The 24201-nt window shown below is 44.3% G+C and carries 27 protein-coding genes and 2 pseudogenes; 4 read left to right on the forward strand and 25 right to left on the reverse strand.

Annotated elements, in window-relative coordinates:
• Window positions 1–149 precede the first annotated feature (149 nt).
• Both AR1Y2_RS18405 and AR1Y2_RS18410 read right to left on the reverse strand, forming a co-directional pair.
• On the reverse strand, window positions 150–215 hold the full coding sequence (locus AR1Y2_RS18405) for a hypothetical protein (protein WP_408608831.1): 66 nt from the start codon (window positions 213–215) through the stop codon (window positions 150–152).
• A 48-nt stretch (window positions 216–263) separates the two neighbouring features.
• The gene (locus AR1Y2_RS18410; RefSeq protein WP_137329048.1) at window positions 264–500 is read right to left on the reverse strand and encodes a DDE-type integrase/transposase/recombinase; all 237 of its coding nucleotides are present in this window, start codon (window positions 498–500) and stop codon (window positions 264–266) included.
• Window positions 501–523: 23 nt separating this feature from the next.
• On the opposite strand from AR1Y2_RS18410, the gene AR1Y2_RS18415 reads away from it, so the two are divergent.
• The 3 genes and pseudogenes from AR1Y2_RS18415 to AR1Y2_RS18420 all read left to right on the forward strand — a co-directional run bounded on the left by AR1Y2_RS18415 (window position 524) and on the right by AR1Y2_RS18420 (window position 1750).
• Entirely contained in the window at window positions 524–796 is a 273-nt protein-coding gene (locus AR1Y2_RS18415; protein WP_137329049.1) for a helix-turn-helix domain-containing protein, read from the forward strand.
• Window positions 797–1075: 279 nt separating this feature from the next.
• Window positions 1076–1474 carry a transposase family protein gene (locus AR1Y2_RS11325; RefSeq protein WP_137329050.1) on the forward strand — a complete coding sequence of 133 codons (399 nt, stop codon included), beginning with the start codon at window positions 1076–1078 and terminating at the stop codon, window positions 1472–1474.
• A gap of 126 nt (window positions 1475–1600) precedes the next feature.
• Window positions 1601–1750: pseudogene (locus AR1Y2_RS18420) on the forward strand (IS3 family transposase).
• A 79-nt stretch (window positions 1751–1829) separates the two neighbouring features.
• Here the strand turns inward: AR1Y2_RS18420 and ltrA are convergent.
• Window positions 1830–3109: pseudogene (ltrA, locus tag AR1Y2_RS11340) on the reverse strand (group II intron reverse transcriptase/maturase).
• A gap of 898 nt (window positions 3110–4007) precedes the next feature.
• Between ltrA and AR1Y2_RS11350 the strand changes: the two are divergent.
• Window positions 4008–4271, forward strand: a complete 264-nt coding sequence (locus AR1Y2_RS11350; protein WP_137329052.1) for an AbrB/MazE/SpoVT family DNA-binding domain-containing protein — start codon at window positions 4008–4010, stop codon at window positions 4269–4271.
• Window positions 4272–4342: 71 nt separating this feature from the next.
• Here the strand turns inward: AR1Y2_RS11350 and AR1Y2_RS11355 are convergent, their stop codons facing one another.
• From AR1Y2_RS11355 to AR1Y2_RS11460, 22 genes are all read right to left on the reverse strand, one after another.
• Complete coding sequence (locus AR1Y2_RS11355) at window positions 4343–4612, reverse strand: hypothetical protein (RefSeq protein WP_137329053.1); 270 nt, start codon at window positions 4610–4612, stop codon at window positions 4343–4345.
• A 136-nt stretch (window positions 4613–4748) separates the two neighbouring features.
• The gene (locus tag AR1Y2_RS11360; RefSeq protein WP_137329054.1) at window positions 4749–5081 is read right to left on the reverse strand and encodes a cupin domain-containing protein; all 333 of its coding nucleotides are present in this window, start codon (window positions 5079–5081) and stop codon (window positions 4749–4751) included.
• A 71-nt stretch (window positions 5082–5152) separates the two neighbouring features.
• On the reverse strand, window positions 5153–6001 hold the full coding sequence (locus tag AR1Y2_RS11365) for a MerR family transcriptional regulator (RefSeq protein WP_137329055.1): 849 nt from the start codon (window positions 5999–6001) through the stop codon (window positions 5153–5155).
• Between the two features lie 461 nt (window positions 6002–6462).
• On the reverse strand, window positions 6463–7746 hold the full coding sequence (locus tag AR1Y2_RS11370) for an O-acetylhomoserine aminocarboxypropyltransferase/cysteine synthase family protein (protein ID WP_137329056.1): 1284 nt from the start codon (window positions 7744–7746) through the stop codon (window positions 6463–6465).
• 15 nt (window positions 7747–7761) lie between these two features.
• Window positions 7762–8556, reverse strand: coding sequence for an ABC transporter ATP-binding protein (locus AR1Y2_RS11375; RefSeq protein ID WP_137329057.1), 795 nt, complete (start codon window positions 8554–8556; stop codon window positions 7762–7764).
• Window positions 8550–9464, reverse strand: coding sequence for an ABC transporter permease (locus AR1Y2_RS11380; RefSeq protein WP_137329058.1), 915 nt, complete (start codon window positions 9462–9464; stop codon window positions 8550–8552). The genes AR1Y2_RS11375 and AR1Y2_RS11380 overlap by 7 nt, the downstream gene beginning before the upstream one ends.
• 158 nt (window positions 9465–9622) lie before the next feature.
• Window positions 9623–10639 (reverse strand): ABC transporter substrate-binding protein, encoded by a 1017-nt coding sequence (locus tag AR1Y2_RS11385; protein WP_137329059.1) that lies wholly within the window; start codon window positions 10637–10639, stop codon window positions 9623–9625.
• A gap of 150 nt (window positions 10640–10789) precedes the next feature.
• The gene (locus AR1Y2_RS11390; protein WP_137329060.1) at window positions 10790–11788 is read right to left on the reverse strand and encodes an ABC transporter substrate-binding protein; all 999 of its coding nucleotides are present in this window, start codon (window positions 11786–11788) and stop codon (window positions 10790–10792) included.
• Between the two features lie 8 nt (window positions 11789–11796).
• Window positions 11797–13884, reverse strand: coding sequence for a polyribonucleotide nucleotidyltransferase (locus AR1Y2_RS11395; RefSeq protein ID WP_137329061.1), 2088 nt, complete (start codon window positions 13882–13884; stop codon window positions 11797–11799).
• Between the two features lie 199 nt (window positions 13885–14083).
• Window positions 14084–14350: a 30S ribosomal protein S15 gene (gene rpsO / locus AR1Y2_RS11400; RefSeq protein WP_137329062.1), complete on the reverse strand. Its 267-nt coding sequence runs from the start codon at window positions 14348–14350 to the stop codon at window positions 14084–14086.
• A 118-nt stretch (window positions 14351–14468) separates the two neighbouring features.
• Complete coding sequence (gene proC / locus AR1Y2_RS11405; protein WP_137329063.1) at window positions 14469–15266, reverse strand: pyrroline-5-carboxylate reductase; 798 nt, start codon at window positions 15264–15266, stop codon at window positions 14469–14471.
• A gap of 17 nt (window positions 15267–15283) precedes the next feature.
• Complete coding sequence (locus AR1Y2_RS11410; protein ID WP_137329064.1) at window positions 15284–16201, reverse strand: RluA family pseudouridine synthase; 918 nt, start codon at window positions 16199–16201, stop codon at window positions 15284–15286.
• A complete protein-coding gene (lspA, locus tag AR1Y2_RS11415; RefSeq protein ID WP_137329065.1) occupies window positions 16201–16695 on the reverse strand; it encodes a signal peptidase II in 495 nt (164 codons plus the stop codon). The genes AR1Y2_RS11410 and lspA overlap by 1 nt, the downstream gene beginning before the upstream one ends.
• Entirely contained in the window at window positions 16692–17783 is a 1092-nt protein-coding gene (gene aroB / locus AR1Y2_RS11420; RefSeq protein WP_137330260.1) for a 3-dehydroquinate synthase, read from the reverse strand. Before aroB ends, lspA begins: the two co-directional genes overlap by 4 nt.
• Window positions 17770–18357, reverse strand: a complete 588-nt coding sequence (locus tag AR1Y2_RS11425) for a DivIVA domain-containing protein (protein ID WP_137329066.1) — start codon at window positions 18355–18357, stop codon at window positions 17770–17772. The genes aroB and AR1Y2_RS11425 overlap by 14 nt, the downstream gene beginning before the upstream one ends.
• Window positions 18358–18367: 10 nt before the next feature.
• Window positions 18368–19120, reverse strand: a complete 753-nt coding sequence (locus AR1Y2_RS11430; protein ID WP_137329067.1) for a YlmH family RNA-binding protein — start codon at window positions 19118–19120, stop codon at window positions 18368–18370.
• Between the two features lie 3 nt (window positions 19121–19123).
• Complete coding sequence (locus tag AR1Y2_RS11435) at window positions 19124–19657, reverse strand: cell division protein SepF (RefSeq protein ID WP_137329068.1); 534 nt, start codon at window positions 19655–19657, stop codon at window positions 19124–19126.
• A 15-nt stretch (window positions 19658–19672) separates the two neighbouring features.
• Window positions 19673–20365 carry a YggS family pyridoxal phosphate-dependent enzyme gene (locus AR1Y2_RS11440; RefSeq protein ID WP_137329069.1) on the reverse strand — a complete coding sequence of 231 codons (693 nt, stop codon included), beginning with the start codon at window positions 20363–20365 and terminating at the stop codon, window positions 19673–19675.
• An 18-nt stretch (window positions 20366–20383) separates the two neighbouring features.
• A complete protein-coding gene (locus AR1Y2_RS11445) occupies window positions 20384–21748 on the reverse strand; it encodes an HlyD family efflux transporter periplasmic adaptor subunit (protein ID WP_137329070.1) in 1365 nt (454 codons plus the stop codon).
• Window positions 21749–22690 (reverse strand): TIGR01212 family radical SAM protein, encoded by a 942-nt coding sequence (locus AR1Y2_RS11450; protein WP_137329071.1) that lies wholly within the window; start codon window positions 22688–22690, stop codon window positions 21749–21751. It abuts the gene before it with no gap.
• A 4-nt stretch (window positions 22691–22694) separates the two neighbouring features.
• A complete protein-coding gene (locus AR1Y2_RS11455) occupies window positions 22695–23669 on the reverse strand; it encodes a D-alanyl-D-alanine carboxypeptidase family protein (protein ID WP_243118738.1) in 975 nt (324 codons plus the stop codon).
• A gap of 139 nt (window positions 23670–23808) precedes the next feature.
• On the reverse strand, window positions 23809–24201 hold the full coding sequence (locus AR1Y2_RS11460) for a methylglyoxal synthase (RefSeq protein ID WP_137329072.1): 393 nt from the start codon (window positions 24199–24201) through the stop codon (window positions 23809–23811).

A 24201-nucleotide genomic window follows, 5' to 3' on the forward strand; every position in this document is an offset into this window, starting at 1 on the left:
TTAATAAGACAACCGGATGGATGGATTCGACTCATTCGCTTCGGTAGATATGATCTAAAAATAGACGTTTATTTGGCCAAATGTACCGACCCCAAGAAGTTAGACCTAAATGATATGTACCCAGAATCCTAGACACATTAAAATTTAACTTAGGCGGAACACATGGATGCTTCTCTGTATTTTACAGGAGGCATCCATTTTGTTTTAGCCTGAATTCTCTTGTTATTATATTAATCTATATATTCTTCAACTACATTAGAAAACTATTCAAACGAAGAATCGTCTTTCTCATATCCATAGAACATTTCATTTTTTAATCTTCCAAAGAATGTTTCCATAATGCAATCGTCATAACAGTTCCCTTTTCGTGACATTGATTGAATTATTCCATGGTCTTTTAAAGAAGTTCTATAAGAAGTATGCTGATATTGCCAACCTTGATCTGAGTGAAAAAACAATCCTTCGACTTTAGTGAACTTTTCAAATGCTTTGTCCAACATGGAATCTGCACGTAAATGGGTAAATGCATACAAAGAATTCGGTGGTGAAGGACTGCTTCGTTCAAAAAAATAATGTATATCCTTTCCATTTTAAACTTCATGTGGTAGAGTTATACCTATCAACCGAGATCTCTTATCAAGAACTGGCATTATCTGTTGGAATAAACAATCCACCGCTCATTACAAAGTGGGTAAATGATTTTAGAATTGCTGGATATGATGCACTAGGACCTAAGAAGAAAGGTAGGAAGAAATCATTAAAATTAGCAAATAGTAAAAAAATCACCATCTTCTGAATCATCACATATGGATACAAGTGCTGAACACGTAAAGCAACTAGAGGATGAAGCACGTCTGAGAGAATAGCAAGAGTCATCCACAGCCTCCGAAGAGACTTCAAATTGAAAGGCATTCTCTCATATACAGGATTTCCAAAAGCTACATATATGTACTGGCAGAAGCGATTTAAAAGAGAAAATCCAGATGCTGTACTGGAAGACCTTATTCTTGAAATTCGTAAAGACAACAAGGACTTTAGTTACCCAAGAATTCATGGCGAATAAGGAAAACGAGGCATGGACGTAAATAAAGAGAAAGTTCAAAGAATCGTGCAAAAACTTGGACTTCAAGTGACGCCATTCACAAGGAAAAGCCGTAAATATAGTTCATATGAGGGAACGATAAGACGGATTGCTCCAAACAAAATCCACCGACGTTTTAACACTTGTATACCACATCAAAAGATAACAACGGATACAACTGAATTTAAATATTATAACGTAGATGATAAAGGACGAATGACAATACAAAAACTATATCCGGATCCATTTATGGATATGTTCAATTCAGAAATAATTCGTTACGGCATTGATAAGAGACCTTCAGCACAGAATGTAATGAATGTTCTAAATGAAGCAATCGAAATCACATCTGACTGTGTCTATAGAAGAATTTTTCACTCTGATCGGGGGTAGACTTATCAGATGAAAGCATACAGCAACACGTTAAAATCAAACAGTATATACCAAAGTATGTCGAGAAAAGATAACTGCTATGATAATTCCATTATAGAGAACTTCTTTGGTGTAATGAAACAAGAAATGTATTATGGCTGCGTGTATTACAGTTATGAGGAATGAAAGAATGCAATAGAGAAATATATAGATTATTATAATAATCAAAGAATTAAGCAAAAACTATCTTGGATGAGTCCAGTTGAATATAGGCTCAGCCAAGTAGCAATCGAGTAGGAGGAATTTCTCTTAATTGAGAAATTCCGACCTCTCACACCACCGTGCGTACGGTTCCGTACACGGCGGTTCAATCAACTTAACAAAAAAAACACCTTTCAGTGTAGTAATCTAACATTGAGACCAATCCAAATGAGGTTAATCTCTTGTTGCTTATTGCTTTCTGTAACCATCCATTATGGGCAGGTCTCGCATATTGATCGCCACAATAAGCGATTTTAAATGCTGCCCATCTTGGCACATCTAGCTTCATCAGATTCTTTGCTCTATTCTGTGGATTTTTCCAGTGTTTCCAAATACACATACGCAATCGGTAACGGATTCTGGAATCCATTTCTTTGCAAAGGGTCTTCATACTGCCTATCTTAAAATAGTTTATCCACCCTCTAACGAGTTCATTGAGTTTCTGTACTTTATAACCGTTACTTACTCCCCAACTTCCACAAGTTAGTTGTTTCATTCTTACTTTGAACTTCACTACTGATTTTGCATGCGGTTTTGCCTTAAACTGATGTGCTCTGCTGTCATAGTAGAAGCCGAATCCAAGATATTTAAGACCTCCTGGTCTATCTACTTTGCTCTTTGTCATATTTACTTTGAGCCCTAGTTTCTCTTCAATAAACTTTGGAAGATTCCTCATTACACGCCTCGCAGACATTTCACTCTGAACCATTATGATACAGTCATCTGCGTATCTGACAAAGTTGAGCCCTCGTTCTTCCATTTCCTCATCGAGTCCATTCAGCATGATGTTTGCTAGAAGTGGCGATAGATCCCCCCCTTGCGGTGTTCCTATCACTGATTCCTTGTATTCATCGTCTACCATAATTCCACTTACCAGAAACTTCCGAATGATTGAGATTACATCTCCATCCTTAATCGTTCTGCCGATGAGCGTCATTAACTTATCATGGTTTACTGTGTCAAAGAACTTCTCCAAATCCATGTCAACTATCCAATCCTTTCCATCATCATATCAAGTGCTGTAATGATGGCTTGCTGTGCACATCTGTTCGGTCTAAATCCATAACTGTGTTCATGGAACTGTTCCTCATAGATTGGGGTTAATATTTGTGCAATGGCTTGTTGTACAAATCGATCTGTTACTGTTGGCACTCCTAGGTTTCTGACACCTCCGTCTGGCTTTGGTATCTCCACTCTCCGTAATGGTTTGGGGGTGTATTTTCTAGACCTCAACTGCTCCTAGATGATTTCGCCGTTCTTTTCAAGATATTCTTTGAGTTCTGTGTACATCATTCCGTTCACACCCTCGGCACCTTTATTCCGCACGACTTGCAGATATGCCGTATTAAGATTATCCTTATTTAATATCTGCTCCATTAGACTACTTGTATCCACGCGTTCGTTCCTTTCTGTCTCGCTTGAATTGACCATCCTTAACCCGATTGGTTACGGCAGATGTTGTCTTTTCTGCAATCGAGACTCTACTAAAACTGATTGATAGTTCCCCCCTTCACTCCATTTCCATTACAGAAACTTCTCCACTACTATGGGCTCGGCTGACTTCTCACAGTTCGTTGTTACTCCGCTAATGAAACCGCTGTGAGACCTCCACGCTTAAGGTGCACGCTCTTTCTCTCCATATGTCCGCCGCATTTACTCTGTTTCTACAAATGTGGTAGTTAATAGACTTTGTTGCTTCTAGCCAACTCATCTCTCGAAACCTAGCCTTATATGCGATTTCTGTCCGTCGGACCAGAGATTTGCCTTCGGCTTCCTTCAGATTTCACCTCACGATGGACACCCTTGCCGTTCGGCTATACATTTCCCACTACCTGGGCATGTTCGGGACTTGCACCCGTTAGAGCGCGCCCATGGCGCGCAAACTAGAAATAGCGAAGCAGTAAAATACTATTTCGCTATAAAGTCTAACTTATTGGGGTCACATCAAAAGACAGGGCGTCTATTTTTTGTGTGTTATTATTAAAGCAATAACAGCACAAAGTATAATTACAAAGTTAAATAACTCACTATATGTAACCATTTTATCACCCTTTTCTACAAATCTAGAAACGGATGAAACGCCCTTCCGGTTGCCTGGGTAATTACATTATTAGTATCTCATTTATATCGGCTTACAATGTAAATATATCCCAATCCCTTTATATCACATATGCATAAATAAGGAAACAGGATTCACCTATATATTCCATAATCTACCACCATAAATCTCTGCATAACTGTGTTATCATGTTGGTGGAGTTATAAATAAATACATAGACAGAAGGGAAAAATCATGAGAAGTACAGGAATTGTAAGAAAGCTTGACGAACTGGGACGTATAACGTTACCGATCGAATTAAGGCGTAATCTGGATGTAAACGACAGGGATCCCCTGGAGATTTTCGTGGATGAGGATACGATCATCATGAAAAAATACAACCCAGCAGACATTTTTACTGGTCAAATGGAGGATCTTGTAGAGTACAAAGGAAAAAAGATATCAAAAAGTTCTATCCTTGAATTAGCCAGGCTTGCCGGTTTAAATATCTCAGAATAAAATTGAATCCAGGGCACATCTAGTGTCCTGGGTTTTCATTTCTGCTTCTATCGTACATACTTCTTTCCTTGCTATAAATATTTTTCAAATCGTTCTAAAATAAACCACTTCATCTTCTGCGGATAATGCCGTATTCTGCATGTTCTAAAATTATCATCCATTCTGCACTGTATCCGCACTTTATATTCTATGTACTCCCATTCTTTTCCCGTATGGTCCCTGCAGCTGTCCTGTGATAAGAATAGCATTTCTAATACATCAAACTCCCTGCTCTGTCCGCCTTTGTCACAGATTTGCAGACGTTTTTCTTCCTCATACCAAAATATTTCTACCATTTTCATTCTACCTCACCTCATAGATATTATACCAGAACATACGTTTTAAACTCATGGTAATTAATACCTTTAGATGGAGTGAAGCCCGCAAAAAGATCCCGCGCAAACGTTTGCTTTCCGCGGAATCTTTTCGAACCGTCTTCTAAAATACAACAGTTAAAAACATCTTAAACCGTTCCTGTCCAAAAACTGCGTGAGGAATACCTGCCGGCATGACAATGCTTTCTCCCTGCTTTAAAACATATTCCTCTCCAGCGACCGTAAATCTTCCTGTGCCTTCCAAAACTGTCACCAGCGCATCCCCGCCAGATTCGTGCGTACTGATCTCTTCTCCCTTTTCAAAAGCAAACAACGTCAGACTTATGGAGTGGTTTTGTGCCAGGGTTTTACTGACTACCTGTCCGTTCTGGTACTGTACTTCGTCTTTCAACTGCAGTATTTCGGACTTTCTCATATTCTTTAATTTTGTTTCCATAAATGGACCCCCTATAGATTTAAGCTTCTGATAATATATATTACCAAAATCTCATTCTCTATCCAAAGAATTTAGTGTTGATAAAACGCTTCCAGCGCCTGTCCGATAAACACTGTTGTTCCCTGTCCATAAATCTCATTCAGCCGTTTCTGCATCTCTACATCTTCTTGATATTTTTCTGCCATCTCCAGCATAAATGCGGACATGTCTTTCATTTGGTAAAGCTGCTTTGATACAAAATCCAGTTCACCCACGATCTGCTTTACCTCAAATGAGTTCACATCAATGCCGACTTTTGCCGCCAATTTTTTAATAACAGCGTCATACCGGTTGGAGTATGCCTGTATGATCTTAGAATTGTCCGGATTCATGGATGCTTCCAGGGCGCTTTCTTTGTCTCCATACCATTCAACGACCTTTGCATAATTTCTCTGCGCCTGTTCACTGGACGCACTTTCCATAAAATGCTCCTCGAATTTTCCCATACTTCCATACTGTTTGATAAAAATATCTTTTTGTTCGTCGGACATATTGTCTATCATTGAGCTGTACATCTCTTCAATCTCTTTTTTACTGAAAACTTCAAAGTCCATCTTGTTTTCTCCTTTCAGAATTTCATCAATGCTTGCGATGATCCGCTCGAATCTTTCTTTTTTTAAGATCAAGATCTTTTTTTGGTCGTTCAGCAATTGCTTCTTATCAAGATCAGGATTCTGCATCAAAGCTTTTATCTCTTTCAGAGGCATATCAAATTCTCTGAAAAAAAGAATCTGCTGTAGCGTTTCCAGTGCTTTATCGTCATAAAGCCGGTAACCTGCCATGCTGGTCTTAGTAGGTTTTAACAGCCCGATCTCATCATAATAGCGAAGCGTGCGCACACTGATCCCAGTAAGCTGGGACACTTCCTTTACTGTTTTCATTGATTACTACCTCCTTTTCTTGATAAATTCATCATATTCTATCACGTAACGTGAGGGTCAATAGATTTTATGCAATTCCTACATATAGACATAAAAAGAATGTAAAATCTGATCAGACTGGATATGAAAAGTCAATCACTACTCAGTCACTTTGTCTCCTTTCTTGCATTTAAAAGCTTCATGAGCAAAGTTAGCATGATAACAAGGGGCTTTGTGGGCAACCTTAGGATTGTATCTGGCGAAAAAAATGCCCGGAACTCTCTCCCTAAAGTCCCGGACATTATCTGTATCTTGTTGTGCAAAGCTCATCCACCCGACATCGAAGAAAAACTATCGTAAGATGGCAGCTTCTGTTTAGCCATGCTAATTTAGCAGACATTACGCCCATGTTCTACATGATTGGAGTGAGACATTCTAAGAGCTGAACGAAAATCATATGGAACATGTCATGTTATTTATCTTTATCCAATCTGCTGCAGTGCCTGGTCAAGGTCTGCAATGATATCCTCAGCGTTTTCAATTCCCACGCTGAAACGGATCAGATCCGGCTGCACTCCGGCTTCCAGTAATTCCTGGTCGTTCATCTGACGGTGGGTATGGCTTGCCGGATGAAGAACACAGCTTCTGGAATCCGCCACATGTGTTACAATGGCGATCAGCTTTAAGCTGTCCATCATCTTGATAGAAGCCTCACGGCCGCCCTTCAGCCCAAAGGTAAGAACACCACATGCGCCGTTCGGCATGTATTTTTGAGCTCTCTCATAATACTGGTCCCCTTCCAGCATTGGGCAGTGTACCCAGGCAACCTTGTCATTGTCCCTGAGCCATGAAGCCACAGCTTTGGCATTTTCACAATGCCTTGCTACTCTGAGATGTAATGTCTCCAGGCCAATATTTAAGTAAAATGCGTTCTGGGGTGACTGAATTGATCCCAGATCACGCATCAGCTGTACAGTGGCTTTTGTAATGTAAGCCCCTTTTCCGAATCGTTCTGTGTAGACAACACCGTGATAGGTTTCGTCCGGCTGGGTCAAGCATGAAAACTTATCTTTATGGGCATCCCAGTCAAAATTTCCGCTGTCAACGATGGCTCCGCCTACGCATACTGCATGCCCGTCCATATACTTCGTTGTGGAATGTGTCACAATGTCTACCCCCCATTCAAACGGGCGGCAGTTAATCGGTGTCGCAAACGTATTGTCCACAATCAGCGGCACTCCGTGTGCATGGGCCGCTTTTGAAAACTTTTCAAAATCCAAGACTACCAGTGAAGGATTAGAAATCGTTTCTCCGAACACTGCTTTTGTATTTTCTCTGAAGGCTGCATTTAATACTTCTTCGCTGACCTCTGGATCCACAAATGTCGCTTCCACACCCATTTTTCTCAGTGTATGCGCAAACAGATTAAAAGTTCCCCCATAGAGAGCTGTTGTACAGATAATATGGTCTCCTGCCTCCGCAATGTTCATGATGGCATAGAAGTTAGCTGCCTGACCGGATGAAGTAAGCATCGCCGCCACTCCTCCTTCCAGGTCGCAGATTTTGGCCGCCACTGCGTCGTTGGTCGGATTCTGAAGTCTTGTATAAAAATACCCTGCATCTTCTAAGTCAAAAAGACGCCCCATCTGGTCGCTTGTATCATACTTAAATGTGGTGCTCTGATAAACCGGTACAACTCTCGGCTCCCCTTTTTTTGGCTCCCATCCGGACTGGATGCATTTTGTCTCAATTTTATAATCGCTCATATTCCTGTATTCCTCCTATGATAACAACATTCTGTCATTTGCAAAGTCTTCCCCGCTGGTTTCCTCAAACTTCTGCAGCAGATCCGGAACCTTCAGATTCTTCTTTTCTTCCCCGGAGACATCGTAGATGATCCTTCCGCTGTTCATCATGATCAGCCGATTTCCGATACGGATGGCATCTTTCATGTTGTGGGTTACCATCATGGCTGTCAGAGAATCTCTTGCGATGATCTTTTCCGTAAGTTCAAGCACCTTTTTTGCAGTCTTCGGATCCAGGGCCGCCGTGTGCTCGTCTAAAAGCAAAAGGCTCGGCTTGTTCAGTGTTGCCATGAGCAGTGTCAGGGCCTGCCGCTGTCCCCCTGACAGAAGGCCGACTTTAGATGTGAGACGGTCCTCCAGTCCTAAGTCCAGCATTGCTAACTTTTCTTTATACAGCTTCTTTTCACTTTTCGTAATACCCCAGCGCAGGCTCCTGTTTTTTCCCCGGCGGTGGGCCATAGCCATATTTTCCTGAATCTCCATACCGGCTGCGGTTCCCATCATAGGATCCTGGAACACGCGCCCCAGCATATAAGCCCGTTTGTGTTCCGGCAGATCGGAGATATCCTTGCCGTCCAAAAGGATCGTTCCCTGGTCAATGGGATACACACCGGCGATCATATTCAGCATTGTTGACTTTCCAGCCCCGTTGCCTCCGATCACAGTGACAAAATCTCCCGGATTCAGATGAAGATTGATCCCATCCAGAGCCTTCTTCTCATTGACTGTCCCTCTATTAAATGTCTTATGCACATCGATGATGTTTAGCATGTGGTATTCCCTCCTTTTCCAGGAATTCTTTTTTGGGAATACCTTGCCTTGATCGCAGGGATTCCCAGAGCCAGTGCTACGACTAATGCCGTAAACAGCTTCATATCGTCCGTGCTCAGGCCCATATAAAGTACAAGCGAAATAATCATACGGTAAATGATAGATCCGAATACAACGGAGGCTAAAATATACATGAAATTAAAACGCTTGCCGAAGATCACTTCCCCTATGACGATGGATGCCAGACCGATGACAATCGCTCCGGTTCCCATCTTGATGTCGCCGTATCCCTGGCTTTGTCCCACCAGTGCACCAGATACAGAGATCATTCCGTTGGAAATGACAAGGCCGATCACCTTGGATGTATTGGTATTGGCTCCCAAAGCCCGTACCATGTATTCGTTATTTCCCGTTGCTCTCAGGGCACATCCGATCTCGGTACCGCAGAACCAGTAGATACATAACACTACAAAAATACTGATGACAGCCCCCACGAGCAGAGTCGCCATTGTCTGGTCCAGCTTCAGTGCGTCGATCGCCTGGGTAAATGCCGTGTCCTCTCCCAGCAGGGAGGTATTCGGCTGCCCCATGATCCGTATGTTGACCGAGTACAGGGCGATCATCGTTAAAATACCTGCCAGTATCGCGGGAATCTTTAACTTTGTATGTAAAAACCCGGTGACTGCCCCTGCCGCCATACCTGCTGCCAGTGCGATGATAAGTGAAACAAAGGGGTTCACCCCTTTTACGATCATAACTGCGCTGATGCAGCCTCCGAGGGCAAAGGTACCCTCACAAGACAAATCCGGAATATCCAGTATCCTGAATGTAATATAGACACCAAGCGCCATGATCCCCCAAAGTGTCCCCTGGGCAATCGCACTTTGCATGTTAACTGCTAAATCCATTCTTCTTTTCTCCTTTTCTTACTTTACTGTCCACGAGAATTTATTATACCACGATTTAAGACTTTGCACCAGTAAAGTTCAGTGAACCTTCCTATGGAACAAAAAACTGTCCTCTTTCAAATGAATGAAAGAAGACAGTTTTGCTTTGCACATTCCACTTATTTTTTCTTTTCCGTGATCGTTGTCACCATCTTGGCTTTTTTCTCTAAATCTTTCGGAACTTTAATTCCCAGCTTCTTCACAGTATCTTTGTTGATGATCAGGTCCGCATTTGTCTGATATTCAATTGGCATCGTCTTAGGCTCTGCTTTGCCTTCCAGAATCTTCACTGCCTGTGCTGCTGTCTGTTTTCCGAGTTCATAGTAATTGATTCCGTATGTAGCAAGTCCTCCGCCGGTACACATGCCTTCTTCCCCTACAATAACAGGGATCTTGGCTTCATTTGCTACCATGGAAACGGTATTCATTCCGGCTGCGATCAGATTGTCGGTCGGTGCATAGATCGCATCAACTTTTCCTTTGAGGGATTCTACCACCTGACGGATCTCACTGGATTCAGATACGGTCGCATCCACTGTCTCAAATCCTAATTTCTTTGCTTCTTTCTTTGCCATAGCGATCTGAATCTTAGAGTTAGCCTCTGCTGAACAATATAACATCGCCACCTTCTTAGTCTTCGGAAGCATCTGTTTTAACAGCTCCATCTGCTTTTTCACAGGTGTCAGGTCAGAAGTTCCGGAAACATTATTTCCAGGCTCTTTGTTGCTCTTTACAAGCTTGGATGCCGCTGGATCGGTCACCGCCGTTACCAGGATCGGAATATCCTTTGTCTCATTGGCCATAGCCTGCGCTGCCGGTGTTGCGATAGCCAGCACCAGATCACACTTGTCACTGACAAACTGGGACGCGATGGTCTGACAGTTGGACTGTTCATTCTGGGCATTTTTATATTCAATCTTGATCTTATCCCCGTCTTTGTATCCTGCCTCCTCAAGGCCTTCCTTAAAGCCCTTGTATGCAGCATCTAACGCCGCATGCTCTGTCAGCTGTACGACTCCGACTTTCTTCTGTTCTTTCTCTGCACTGCCCTTCTTGTCTCCTCCTCCGCATCCAGAGAGTACTGCTGCACTCATCACGGCTGCAAGGCCTACTGCCATTACTTTTTTCATTCTCATAACTCTTTCCTCCGTCCTTATGGTTACGCCGGCACTTCAGCGCTTTTATGTGCTAAATTATATCACTGCCGATTCCCAATGTCAAGCAAAGCACTTTCCGAAATACGGTTCTTCTTAAAAGCAAATAAAAAAGTGGGCAGGCCCACTTTTTTATTTGCTTTTATTTTGTGTTTTCACAAACTTTGCTTTCTCTTTTAACTCTTTAGGAATCTGGATTCCAAGTTTCTTTACCTGGTCCTCGTTGATGATCAGATCATATTGGTTCTGATAGCCTACCGGCATCTCAGAGACCTCTTTCCTGCCTTCCAGTATCTCCTCCGCCTGCTTTGCAGTCTGCTTGCCAAGCCGGTAATAATTGATACCGTATGTGGCAAGCCCGCCTCCCGTACAGAGGGCTTCTTCACCAACGATCACAGGGATCTTATCTTCATTGGCGACCATAGAAACCGTATTCATGCTGGCGGATATGATATTATCCGTCGGGACGTAGATAACATCCGCTTTGCCTTTTAATGATTCAACAACCTGCCGGATCTCGCTGGATTCTGACACCGTAGCATCCATAGTCTGAAAGCCCGCTGCCTCTGCGGCTGTCCTGGCCTGTTTTACCTGTAAAACCGAATTGGCCTCTGCAGAACAATAGAGGAACGCCACTTTCTCTGCCTTAGGCACCAATTTCTTGATCAATCCGATCTGGTCCTTCACCGGAGCCATGTCTGAAGTGCCGGACACATTTGTCCCCGGCTTCTTGTTATCCTTCACCAGTTTGGAGGCCTGATGATCCGTCACAGCCGTAGCCAGGATCGGAATATCCTTTGTCTCCGTGGCCATGGCCTGCGCTGCCGGTGTTGCGATGGCCAGCACCAGATCACACCGGCTCCCAACAAACTGGGAGGCGATGGTCTGGCAGTTAGACTGGTCATTCTGGGCATTTTTATACTGGATCTCTATATTTTTGCCGTCCACGTATCCGTCTTCTTTGAGACCGTCAATGAACCCTTTTCTGGCATCATTCAACGCATCGTGCTCTACCAGCTGCAGAATCCCGATCCGCTTTACATCATCTGACTTTTTCTTTGCACATCCTGTAAAAGCCACCACAGCGGCAAATACTGCCAGGATGCCAAACACTTGTGCTTTTCGTCTCATACTCTTCCCTATGATAATTTTTCTTCCAGTTTTAAGTTGATTCTTCCCATTTTGTCGATTTCCAGAACCTTGACAGCAACACGGTCTCCGATGTTAACCACATCCTCTACCTTTTCCACACGTTCCTTGGCAAGTTTGGAAATATGAATCAGTCCGTCCTTATTTGGTGAAACCTGTACAAAGGCACCGAACTGCATGATCCTGACAACTTCACCTTCGTAGATATCTCCCACGTTCAGCGGTTCTACGATAGATTTGATGATACCGATGGCTTTATCGATCATTTCCTGATCTTCACTTAAGATGTCAACTCTTCCGGATTCATCGATATCGATCTTAACGCCGGTCTCATCAATGATAGCGTTAATAGTCTTGCCCTGTTTTCCGATAACTTCAGAAATCTTCTCAGGGTCGATGGTGTACTGGGAGATCTTAGGCGCATACTTGCCTACGTGATCTCTTGCAGTTCCGATAACCGGATTCATAACTTCGTGAAGGATATAAGTTCTTGCCTCTTTTGTTCTCGCAATGGCTTCACGAATGATCTGGTCTGTCAGTCCGTGGATTTTGATATCCATCTGGATGGCCGTGATACCCTTGTCTGTTCCTGCCACTTTAAAGTCCATGTCTCCGAAGAAATCTTCCAGTCCCTGGATATCTGTGAGGATCAGATAATCGTCATCACTGTCTCCTGTGACTAATCCTACAGAAATACCTGCTACCGGCGCTTTGACCGGAACACCTGCCGCCATCAGGGACAGAGAGGATGCACAGATACTTCCCTGGGATGTAGATCCATTGGACTCCATGATCTCGGATACTGTACGGATTGCATATGGAAACTCGTCTTCTGTAGGAAGGACAGGAATCAAAGCACGTTCAGCCAGCGCTCCGTGTCCAATCTCTCTTCTTCCAGGGCCTCTGCTCGGTCTGGTCTCTCCCACTGAGTAAGACGGGAAATTATAGTGGTGCATATAACGTTTGCTGGTCTCTTCCTGATCCATACCGTCCAGTCTCTGAGCCTCTGAAAGGGAGCCCAGTGTCGTCACTGTCATAACCTGTGTCTGACCTCTCTGGAACAAGGCAGAACCGTGAACTCTAGGAAGACAGTCCACCTCTGCTGCAAGATGGCGGATCTCTGTGATATCTCTTCCGTCTGGACGTTTTTTGTCCTTTAAGATCATCTTTCTCACGGTCTTTTTCTGGAAAGCATATACTGCTTCTCCTACCTGGGAAAGCCACTCTTCCTTATCAGCATAACGCTCAGCCAGCTTTTCTTCAATAGCGCGGATATTTTCTTCTCTCACCTGCTTTTCGTCGGTAAAGACTGCTTCTTCCATAGCTTCTGGTGTGATGAAGGAAACCATGTCATCGTACATTTCCTGGTCGATTTCATGATGCTCGTATTCATGCTTTTCTTTGCCACACTCTGCTACGATGGTATCGATAAAAGCGATGATCTCCTTGTTCACCTCATGTGCTTTGAAGATTGCCTGGATCATCACATCCTCCGGTACTTCGTTGGCACCGGCTTCGATCATGATGACTTTGTCTCTTGTGGAGGCTACGGTCAGTGCCATCTCAGACTCTTCCTTTTGTGCCGCGGTTGGATTGATAATGAACTCGCCGTCGATCAGTCCCACCATAGTGGACGCCGTCGGTCCGTCAAATGGAATGTCAGAAATACAGGTTGCGATGGCAGATCCAAGCATTGCGGTAAGTTCCGGGCTGCAGTCCGGATCCACAGACATCACAAGGTTGTCCAGCAGGACATCATTTCTGTAATCTTTCGGGAACAGGGGACGCATCGGGCGGTCGATCACACGGTCTGTGAGGATCGCGTTTTCAGAAGGCCTTGCCTCTCTCTTTAAAAACCCTCCCGGGATCTTACCTACAGCGTACTGTTTCTCTTCGTACTCTACGCTCAATGGGAAGAAGTCAATTCCGTCCCTTGGTTTGTCGGATGCTGTAGCTGTGGAAAGGACCACGGTATCTCCATAGTGCATAAATGCCGCACCATTTGCCTGAGCCGCCACGCGGCCTACCTCTACGGTCAATTTCCGTCCTGCAAGATCCATACTAAATTCTTTTACCATGTTTAATTTCTCCTTAAAATCTTATTTAAAAGACGCCGAAACAACTAAGCGGTCCACAGCATACAAGTGGATGTGCTCTGTGCAGCTGGCTGTAGACTCCTTAGTAGTCTCGGAATACGTCTTTTACAACTTTTTTATTGTATCATAACTATACCAAAAAAAGAAGACAGGAATTTCAATTCCTGTCCCCATAATTCGGCTATTTTCTCAGTCCGAGTCTCTCGATCAGTGCACGGTATCTTGCAACATCCTTATTTTTTAAGTATGCTAAAAGATTACGTCTCTTACCTACCATCTTTAAAAGACCTCTTCTGGAATGATGATCCTTCTTGTGCATGTCAAAATGCTCCTGAAGTTCTTCAATCCGTGCAGTAAGAATCGCGATCTGTACTTCCGGTGAACCAGTGTCATTGGCATCCCTTCCGAAATCTGCAACGATCTGTTTTTTCTTTTCTGATGAAATCATTTTGTTTCCTCCTTGAAATATATTAGCCGCCAGATACTAAGACTTGGTCGGAGAGCTCCGAAATCTGAGTACCGGTCAACTTGATGAGTATATCATACAAAAATTCTATTGTAAAGACTCATCCCATTTTTTTGCTGACTTCCACAGCTGCGTTGGCAGCTTCGATCACTGCGCTTCTTAATCCTTTTTCTTCCAGAATTCTCACAGCCTCGATGGTTGTTCCCGCCGGAGAACACACCGCATCTTTTAATTTTCCTGGATGCTCCTTCGTCTCAAGAACCATCTTTGCGCTGCCGAGCACTGCCTGGGCCGCAAATGTATACGCTTTTTCCCTTGGGATTCCTCCCAGTACTGCCGCATCCGCCAATGCCTCGATGAACATGTAGACATAAGCTGGTGAACTGCCGCTGACACCTACAACCGCGTCGATCAGCTTCTCATCTACGATCTCTACCCTGCCAAAGCTTTCAAAGATCTTTGTGACCTCACAAGCTTCCTCCTCTTTTACATAAGGATTCATACACATGCCCGTCATGCCCTCACCCACCAGAGCAGGCGTATTCGGCATGGTGCGGATGATCTTTGTCTCTTTTCCAAAGCTTCTCTCCACTGACTCCATGGAAAGCCCTGCCGCAATAGTGACCACAAGCTGGTCTTTGCTGACATGATCGCGGATCTCCTTGATGACCTTGTCATACATCTGCGGTTTCACGGACAACACAAGGATCCTGGAATCTTTTGCTGCCTCAATATTATAAAGCGTTGTCTTTATACCAAACTCCTGGGAAACCCCGTCCATTTTCTCTTTTGTCGGCCCGGAAGCGATGATCTCGTCCTTCTGAAAAGTTCCTTTTGCAAGAATTCCTGAAATCATGGCCTTTGCCATGTTTCCGCATCCGATAAATCCAATTTCCATGCTGATCTTCCTTTCTTTCAACCTAAACGATTTAAAAGCTCCTCAAAATATGCGGGGAGCGGCACTTCAAACTCCATGTATTCCTCTGTCCTCGGATGGATAAACCCGAGCACCTTAGCGTGAAGGCACTGTCCGTCCAGTGAGTATCTGGACTTTTTCGGCCCATAGACAGTATCCCCCAAAAGCGGATGGCCGACGGATGCCATATGCACCCGGATCTGATGGGTCCTTCCCGTCTCCAGGCTGCATTCAATATAGGTAAAGCCTTCTTTCAGCCGTTTTAAGACCCGGTAATGAGTGACCGCTCGCCTTCCTGCCTCCCGGTCGACTGCCATCTTCTTCCGGTCCTTTTTGCTTCTTGCGATGGGAGCATCCACCGTTCCCGAATCTTCTTTTATATTGTGATAGACAATGGCGTGGTACCGCCTTGTGATCGTATGGTCTTTCAGCTGTTTCGCCAGAGACTGGTGGGCCATGTCATTTTTACAGATGACCAGGATCCCTGTAGTGTCCTTATCGATTCTGTGCACGATGCCAGGCCTCAATACTCCATTGATTCCGGAAAGCTCCTCTCTGCAATGCTCCATCAGACCGTTGACCAGGGTGCCCTCATAATGCCCAGGGGCCGGATGGACTACCATATCTTTTGGTTTATTAATAAGAATGATATCCTGGTCCTCATATACGATATCCAAATCCATTTTTTCCGGCTTGATGGAAAGTTCCGTTGGCTCTGGTATGTCCAAAGAAACCTGTTCTCCCTCCCTGACCTTATAATTGCTCTTTTTAACAGCACCTTCCACTGATACAGCAAAATCCTTGCATAGTTTCTGAAGATAGGATCTGGTAAACTCCGGGAACCTTCCTGCCAGACAGACATCCAGCCTGATTCCCGTCTCCTGATTTGAAACTGTAAACTGTCTCTTTTGTTCCATCAGCCTTGTTTCCTTTTTTCTAAAAATGCAAAATCATCTTCCTTGTAGTACACCAAGATAAGAAAGAACAGTACTGCCATAGACACGGTCACATAAATGTCGGCCACATTAAATACAGGGAAATCAATCAATTTGAAGTAAAAGAAATCCACCACAAATCCTCTAACGACCCTGTCAATGAGATTTCCCACCGCACCTGCGCATAAAAAGATATAACACAGACGGAGCGGACGGTATTTCTTCTCAGCCGGCAGCTTTTTATAGACGACTGTCAGCAAAACCACTGCCGCCACAGTGATAATAAAAAACAGCCACTGTTGGTTTTGGAGAATTCCAAATGCCGCTCCGCGGTTCTCCACATATTGCAGTTCAAAAATATCTTTAAGGACCGGGATCGCTTCCTTTCCTGAAAGACACACTACCGCTGCCGCTTTGGTCATCTGGTCAATGGCCAGAAGCAGAACAATTGAAATGAATACTCTCACATGTTTCATTCTAACTCTTCCTCTAACACTTCCATCATTTCTTCGTCACTGACCGTCAGATCAATACAGGCTTCCCCAATGTTCTTTAATAGAATAAAACGGATATGGCCGCCTGCCATTTTCTTATCGGACTTCGTCGTCTCTATGATCTGCTCCGCGGTCAGCCGGTCAAACCTCTGGTCCAGATGAAAAACATCAAACAGAGCATTGGCCTCTTTAACCTCTTCCTCTGAGATCATACCTCGTTTCCCGGAAAGCTTCAGTGCCAGCCGGCACCCAATGGCTACGCACTCTCCGTGGAGCAGTGAAAAATCCATCAGCGTCTCCACAGCATGGCCCAGTGTGTGGCCAAAGTTTAATAATGCTCTTTCCCCCTGCTCTTTCGGATCCACCTCAACTACCCGCCGTTTGATATCACAGCTTTTCAGGATCATTTCCGCCAGGATCTGAGAGTCTTTCGAAAGTATTTCTGATTGATGGTTTCGGATCCAGTGATAGTACTCCCGGTCTTTGATCAGTCCGTGCTTGATGACTTCCGCCATGCCGGACGCATACTCACGGTCCAGCAGTGTCGTTAATGTGTTGACGTTGATGTAGACCAGCTTAGGCTGGTGAAATGCCCCAACCATGTTTTTGTACTGGATAAAATCCACTCCAGTCTTGCCGCCGATGCTGCTGTCCACCTGGGAGAGCAGGGTTGTGGGAATCTGGATAAAATCTATCCCCCTTAAGTAGGTAGCAGCCGCAAAACCGGCCATATCTCCAACGACACCGCCGCCAAGAGCTACGATCAGATCCTTGCGGTCAAAATGGTTCCGGATCAGCTGCTCATATAACTGTTCGATGGTCTTTAACTGCTTGTGGGCCTCCCCCGCGCTGAAACTGAAGGTGGTCACTTTTGCGCACACCGGATTTAAAAGATCATAGATCTCTTTTAAATATAAAGGCGCCACATGACTCTCTGTCACGATGCAGACCTTCCGTCCGGACAGACCCAGACCGGACATCGCCTCCATAAGGTCCTCAAAGGAATCCCTGAAATAAATGTCATATATCTTTTGTCCCTGTTCCCTGACTTCCAGACTATTCTTCTCCATCATATTTAGGCTCCTCTGTCACTGCTGCCTCCGTCTCTTCCTTGTCTGATTTTTTGGAAATCTCCAGTTCATAGACCGGATTCTTAAGATAATCCAGCTGGCCGTTGATAAACTGCAGCATTCTGGACTTGTAAGACACATAATCTCCGTTTAATTTATTGATCTGTTTTTCCAGAGCATCGATCTCTTCCTGCTTTTGCTGGTTCTCTTTATCGAAGGCTTCCCTGGCCTGTCGTGCAAAATCTTCAGCTTCTCTCCTGGCCTTGTCTATGATCTCTCTGGCCTCCATCTCTGCCTGTTCTTCCATGGATTTTGCCGCCTTGTCTGCGTTTGCGATGGTTTCCTTGGAAGTTTCCTCCGCAAGGACCAGTGCCTTTTTCAAGGATTCTTCGATCACCCGGTAGTGATCCAGGTTCTCAGTCAAAGCGGAAACCCTCTCTTTTAATTCATTGTTCTCCTTGTAGACCTTCTCGTAATCTCTGGCCACTTCCTCCAGGAACTCATCCACTTCAATAGCCTTATAGCCAAATCCTCTTTTCAGTTCCTTCCCTAATAACTCGATTGGTGTAATCATCTGTCTCCTCCTATTTATAAATTTGCAGCTTCACGTGGTACCTGCCCTTTTTCGTCTCTCTTCCCTGCTCCGAAAACCGGAACTTTCCAAATCCACGGACAGATATAACGTCTTCTGGTTTTGCCTGGTAACTGTTCCTTGTCTCCAATTTCCCCCGGATAAATACTTTCTGGCTCTGAAACAATGAAAGAGCCTTGCTTCTGGACAGGCCGTAAGCCAGCCCAACAAGCGCATCCAGCCTTGGTGAAGACACAAAGCCATCTTTTGTAATATACTCCTGCTGATAATGGATCTCTTTAAAATCCACAACGGCAGTGTTTACTTGAGTATTCCTAACCTTTGTAAGTTCATGGCACAGAAACCCGGCCATATGTTCAAAACAGAAAATGTACGCCTCTTTTCCTGAGACTAAAATGTCTCCGATCTGGCTTCTCTCGATTCCCAGGTTCATAAGTGCCCCTAGATAATCTCTGTGTGACAGGGGTTCTGCGTATTTTTCAAAAAGAGGCGAGACTTTGGCACAGGCCAATGGAATCTCACCTTCATATCCGAACATTTCCTTTGAGCCGAACACAACAATACAGCGGTCATAATCTTCATGGCCGCCATAAAGTGAGGCATCTGCAAAGGACAGTTCCTTTCTCATCTCGTGAAAGAGGCTCTGTTCCCTCTCTGACAGAAACGGAGTATGGGTATACACCGAATTCATAAATGCAGTCTGCGCTAATTCTTCCAAACGTTTTTTAAACAGCTGCTCATCCATCGCTTACTTTAATTGCGGGGAGATGATGTTTTCATTCATGATCTCACTTCTTAAATCCCCGTTGACTTCAATACTGTCCGGTGCCGCGATAAAGATATTGTTTGAAACAGCCTGTAAGGATCCGTCAATAGCATAAGTCGCTCCGCCCACAAAATCAATGCTTCTCTGGGCTACCGTAAGCTCCACGCCTTCTAAGTTGATGACAACGGTCTTTCCTTCTTTTAAAAGGTCTGCCGCCGTCTGGGCCTCTGCAAAATCCTGAGGTTTGATCACATAAACTTCTACTCCGTGTCCGTTCATAGATACCACTTTCCCCGTTCCAAAGCGTCTCGGCTTTGGTTCTTTGTTTTCTCTGCTTGTGTAAGCGATCGGTTCAATCACATTGGATTCCTCTTTGACTGTGTCTTTTTTGCGGAAGAATGAACGGCGCTCTGTATCCAGATCCTCTTCTTCCTCCTCTTCATATTCATCGTACTCATCATATTCTTCATCTTCTGTAAGCTTCATAAAATTCAACAGCTTATCCACTGCACCCATACTCTCTATCCTCCACTATTTGCTGTAATCTCTTTCCCCAAAAATACCTGTTCCTACCCGTACCATGGTAGAGCCTTCCTCCACCGCGACCTCATAATCATTCGTCATTCCCATGGACAGGATGTTCATAGCTATATTATCAAAGTTTTTCTCTTTGATGTCAACAAATAATTGCCGCATGCGTCTGAAATATATTCGGTTATCTTGGGGATTTTCCACGAATGGTGCGATCTGCATGAGACCCTCCACCTGAATGCCGGGGAGACTAGAAATTTCTTCCAGCGCCCCATAAAGCTCTTCCTCGTAAAATCCGGACTTGGATTCTTCCTTTGCAAGGTTGACCTGGATCAGAACAGGGACCTCTACCTTATGTTTTACAGCCTCTTTGCTGATCTGCCTGGCCAGCTTCACAGAATCCACAGAATGAACCAGCGCTACCTTATCCACGATATATTTTACTTTATTTGTCTGAAAATGGCCGATCATATGCCAACGGACTGGACTCGTGATCTGTTCATATTTTTTTGTGATCTCCTGGACCTTATTTTCCCCAAAATCCATAACTCCGCAGTCCTTAAGTTCCTCGATCATGGAGAGAGGTTTTGTCTTGCTGACTGCGACCACTGTCACGTCTTCCGGATTCCGCCCGGCCCTCTCACAGGCAGCTCTCACACGTTCCTTTACTTCATTATACTGGTCGATTAACATAACAAACACTTCCTATCTTTAATATATCATCTGGTTTTCTTTGATCGTTTTACTGTCAAGAACAACAAAGTCATAAAGTCGGATGCCTTCCAGCGTATCAGTCTTTACGATGGAATAACCGTCTTTGTTTACAATGACCTGGACCGGCCTGAAATCAGCATAACCCTGATTGGTACAGTAAACTCCTTTGAGATTCTTCATTTCCCCCACGGTAAATCGGTCTCCGGCATCCATAGCTTCAAATGTTGTGCCCTCTTCCACCTCTTCCGGATCTAGATAGCAGTAATTCTTCGTCTTCTTATAAATAGTAAATTCCTTCTGTTCTACCTTGACATTACCGTCCTTGGAGGTAGTACGCACACTAAAGCCCTCACTGGCTTTGTTGTTGCCCCTTGAAATATACTTAGCCGGAACCTGATAAAACTGTTTTGAGACAATAGCCGAATCCGGAATCTTTAAGCCCTGATAGGTATCCAGGATCAAATCAATATCCACATACCGTTCGCCGATGTAACGGATCAAATACTGGTCCAGTGACAGATATGCAAAATAACCGTCCTTTTTCTTTTCCGTCTTTACACCCGCCGCTGCTTTCATCTGGTCATCGGCAAACCTGACCATCACCGTCTTTCTGCCTTTCAGGCTTTTATACTGCTCTTCATCCAGCAGCACCGCCAGAGTCCATTTTTCATTGGTGGTCACCCGGCATACGGTATCTCCCTTTTTCACTTTGTCTGTGGAATTCAGCTTTGTCACCCGATAATTTTCTCTTTCAAAATCACTTGCCTTGATCTGAGAAGCCTTTTTATCATCAAAGGAATCTGAATAAAAACTTGCGATGCCGCTGATGGTGCTTTTCCTCGTGGAAAAAGCTGCGTCTCCAACCTGCTCCTTCACCTGCTCCAAGACCTTTTTTAAGGACTTTTCATTGATACCCAAAACTGCATTTTTTAAATCATATTTCAGGTCATAGACATCCTCAAAATCCTTGTCCTCGTAAATGGATTTAAACTCAGAAAGCCGGTTTTTAACCCTGGAATTCTCCTGGATATCACCCTTTCCCTTCATTTCTTCCACCTGATTGGCAAATTCCTTCTGCACCTTGCCGTTTTTGTCCAGTACATACAGAGTTCCGGACTTTTTAACCCGTTTCCCTTCTTCCGTATAATATGTAATATAACCATCGTCTTCCGCTTGCAGCAGCTTTTCATTTCTTATGGCGATACCGGTCAGGGAATATGTAGTTGAAATCTTATCTTCTGTCACTTTGTAAACCGTCAGTTTTTCTTTGCCCACAAAGATCAGTACGTTAATGATAACATAGACCAGCAGGACAAGAAAAACAATGGTCCCGATATTCCATCTTGATTTTTTTCTAGCCATCTAAATCCTCCAGCGCCTTAAAGCTGCCCCATTTAAATAATTACACTTACATCCTTGGACATATCCTTTTCGTTCCATTTCTTCGTCAAACTGATCTTTCAGCTTCCACCAGCTCACTCCCCAGTTTGAAAATACTGCATCATCCTCAGGGACCCTGCTGAACAGACGCTCAATGACCATATCTTCTCTTACATTTGCCACAAATTCAGTCAGCCGTTCTATGTATTCCTCCTTGGTACATAATGATATCTTACCCTCTCCGTATTCTTCATACATGACAGAGTTCTTCGGAATATACAGAGAATGTGCTTTTATCACATCCACCGGCAGAGCCGAGATCACTCTGGCAGTCTCCACCGCATCTTTAAGTGTATCTCCCGGAAGATTTAAGATGACATGTGTACAGATCTCAAAACCGAACGGCGCTGTGAGCAACACCGCGTTCAGATACTCCGCCAGGGTATGCCCCCTGTTGATGTCTTTGAGAGTATGGTAGTTGACGGTCTGTAGTCCCAGCTCTATGGTCACCGCAAATCCCCGGTCTTGTACTTCCTCTTTTAGAAAGTTCAGGTAATCCTCCCGGATGCAGTCCGGCCTGGTGGAAACGGAGACCCCTATGATGTCCTCTGCCTCCAGAGCTTCCAGCACGTAAGCTTTAAAATCTTTCAGTGGCAGAAATGTGTTGGTATAATTCTGAAAGTAAGCTAAGAACTTCTTGGCCCCATACCGCTTCCCGATCTTTTGCTTTGTCTTCTCAAGCTGGTCCCTCACCGGCACTTTTTCGGACATGGCCTCAAAGCCTGTTCCCACACCGGCGCAGAAGCTGCAGCCTCTGCCCTCCATGCGGTTGGGACAGGTTACCGGAAGGTTCACCGGAAGCTTGTAGACTTTCTCGCCGAACCTCTTCTTCAAATGTGCCGAGTAAGTGTTGTAACGTTCCATCCTCTTAATTTTCCTTTTCCAGTACTTCCGTCATCGTGTGATAAAGAGTCTGTTTGCTGGATGCCTTTAATATCACAGAGATAAACTCGTCTCCGTCCTCATTCTTAGTCAGAATGATCAGACAGGAACCGGCTTCCCCTGTGGTACCTGTCTTTCCTCCCAGCATAAACACCTTGTGGGGAAGATTGTAATTGCCCAGCAGGTATTGGTTGGTGGTGGACATATCATATGCCTGGAGTTTGTTCTTTTGATTGGTATATTCAATGTTGCTGCTGGCCTTTCCTGCGATAGAAAGAAACTCATTGTGTTTTACTAATTCCTGGAAGATCAGGTACAGATCGTATGCAGTCGTATAATGGTTCTTTAAATGCAGTCCGTTGGGATTGGCAAAATGTGTGTTGGTAGCTCCTAATTCCTGTGCCCGTTTGTTCATCATCGCAATAAACTTTTTATCGCTGCCGGCCACTTTTCTTCCCAGCGCAATGGCCGTATCGTTGGCAGACATGACAATGAGACCGTTCAAAAGTGCCTCCACAGTAATCTTATCACCCTTTTTTAGGTGCATGCTCACCGCCGCCGGGTCATCAAATGTAATATCCTGATCGATGGTAACAACATCATCCAGATTACAGTTTTCCAATACGAGAAGAGCCGTCATAATCTTGGTGATACTGGCCGGATAAGCCTGTTCAAAGACTTTCTGTGCTGTTATCACTTCATTTGTCGTATTATTCACAAGAAGAGCCTCTTTGACTCCGGAATACTGCCGTACGTCGGCGTCTTCCCTGGACACGACACCCACATAAGCTCCCTTGGACTTCCAGTTATCGCCCAGGGTCTCTGACCTTAATTCATCATCCTGCCTGCTCAGATGGTCCTCATAAGTCACAGAAAGCTGTGTCACCGTATTGAGCGCACTGCACCCTGTCATCAGAACAAGGAAGGCTGTCATCCATATGCATAATATCCGTTTTTTCATTCTGTCCTCCTGATATCAGTTTGACGTAGTCAAATAGTTTCCTTACGCATTTGTGCGCATCCTGCAGAGCGTTTTTGTTCCATAGGGGATTCTATAGAAATCTCCTATGGGATGAAAAGAAAGACTGTCGGATGACAGCCTATTTGTACATTTCTCTCCAGTCCAGATCTCCCCGGTCCAAAGCCATGATCAGCGCTTCCGCCGTCGGCAGGTTAGTGGCGCACGGAATGTTGTGTTTGTCACAGAGGTTTAAGACATCATAGAATCCCTGAGTCCTCTGCTTATTGTCCGGATCCTGCAAAAAGATCAGCAAGTCAATCTCATTGTTCTGAATCAGTGCACCGATCTGATGCATGCCGCCAAAATGTCCCACCTGAAACTTATGGATGCTCAAATTTGTCACTTCCTCAATCACTTTTCCTGTAGTCGCCGTAGCATACAGCGTGTGCTTTCTTAAAATATCCTGATAAGCAATGCAGAGATTCTGCATCAACATTTTTTTCGCATCATGTGCAACTAATCCTACGTTCAT

It is taken from the genome of Anaerostipes rhamnosivorans (assembly GCF_005280655.1).
Taxonomy (GTDB): domain Bacteria; phylum Bacillota; class Clostridia; order Lachnospirales; family Lachnospiraceae; genus Anaerostipes; species Anaerostipes rhamnosivorans.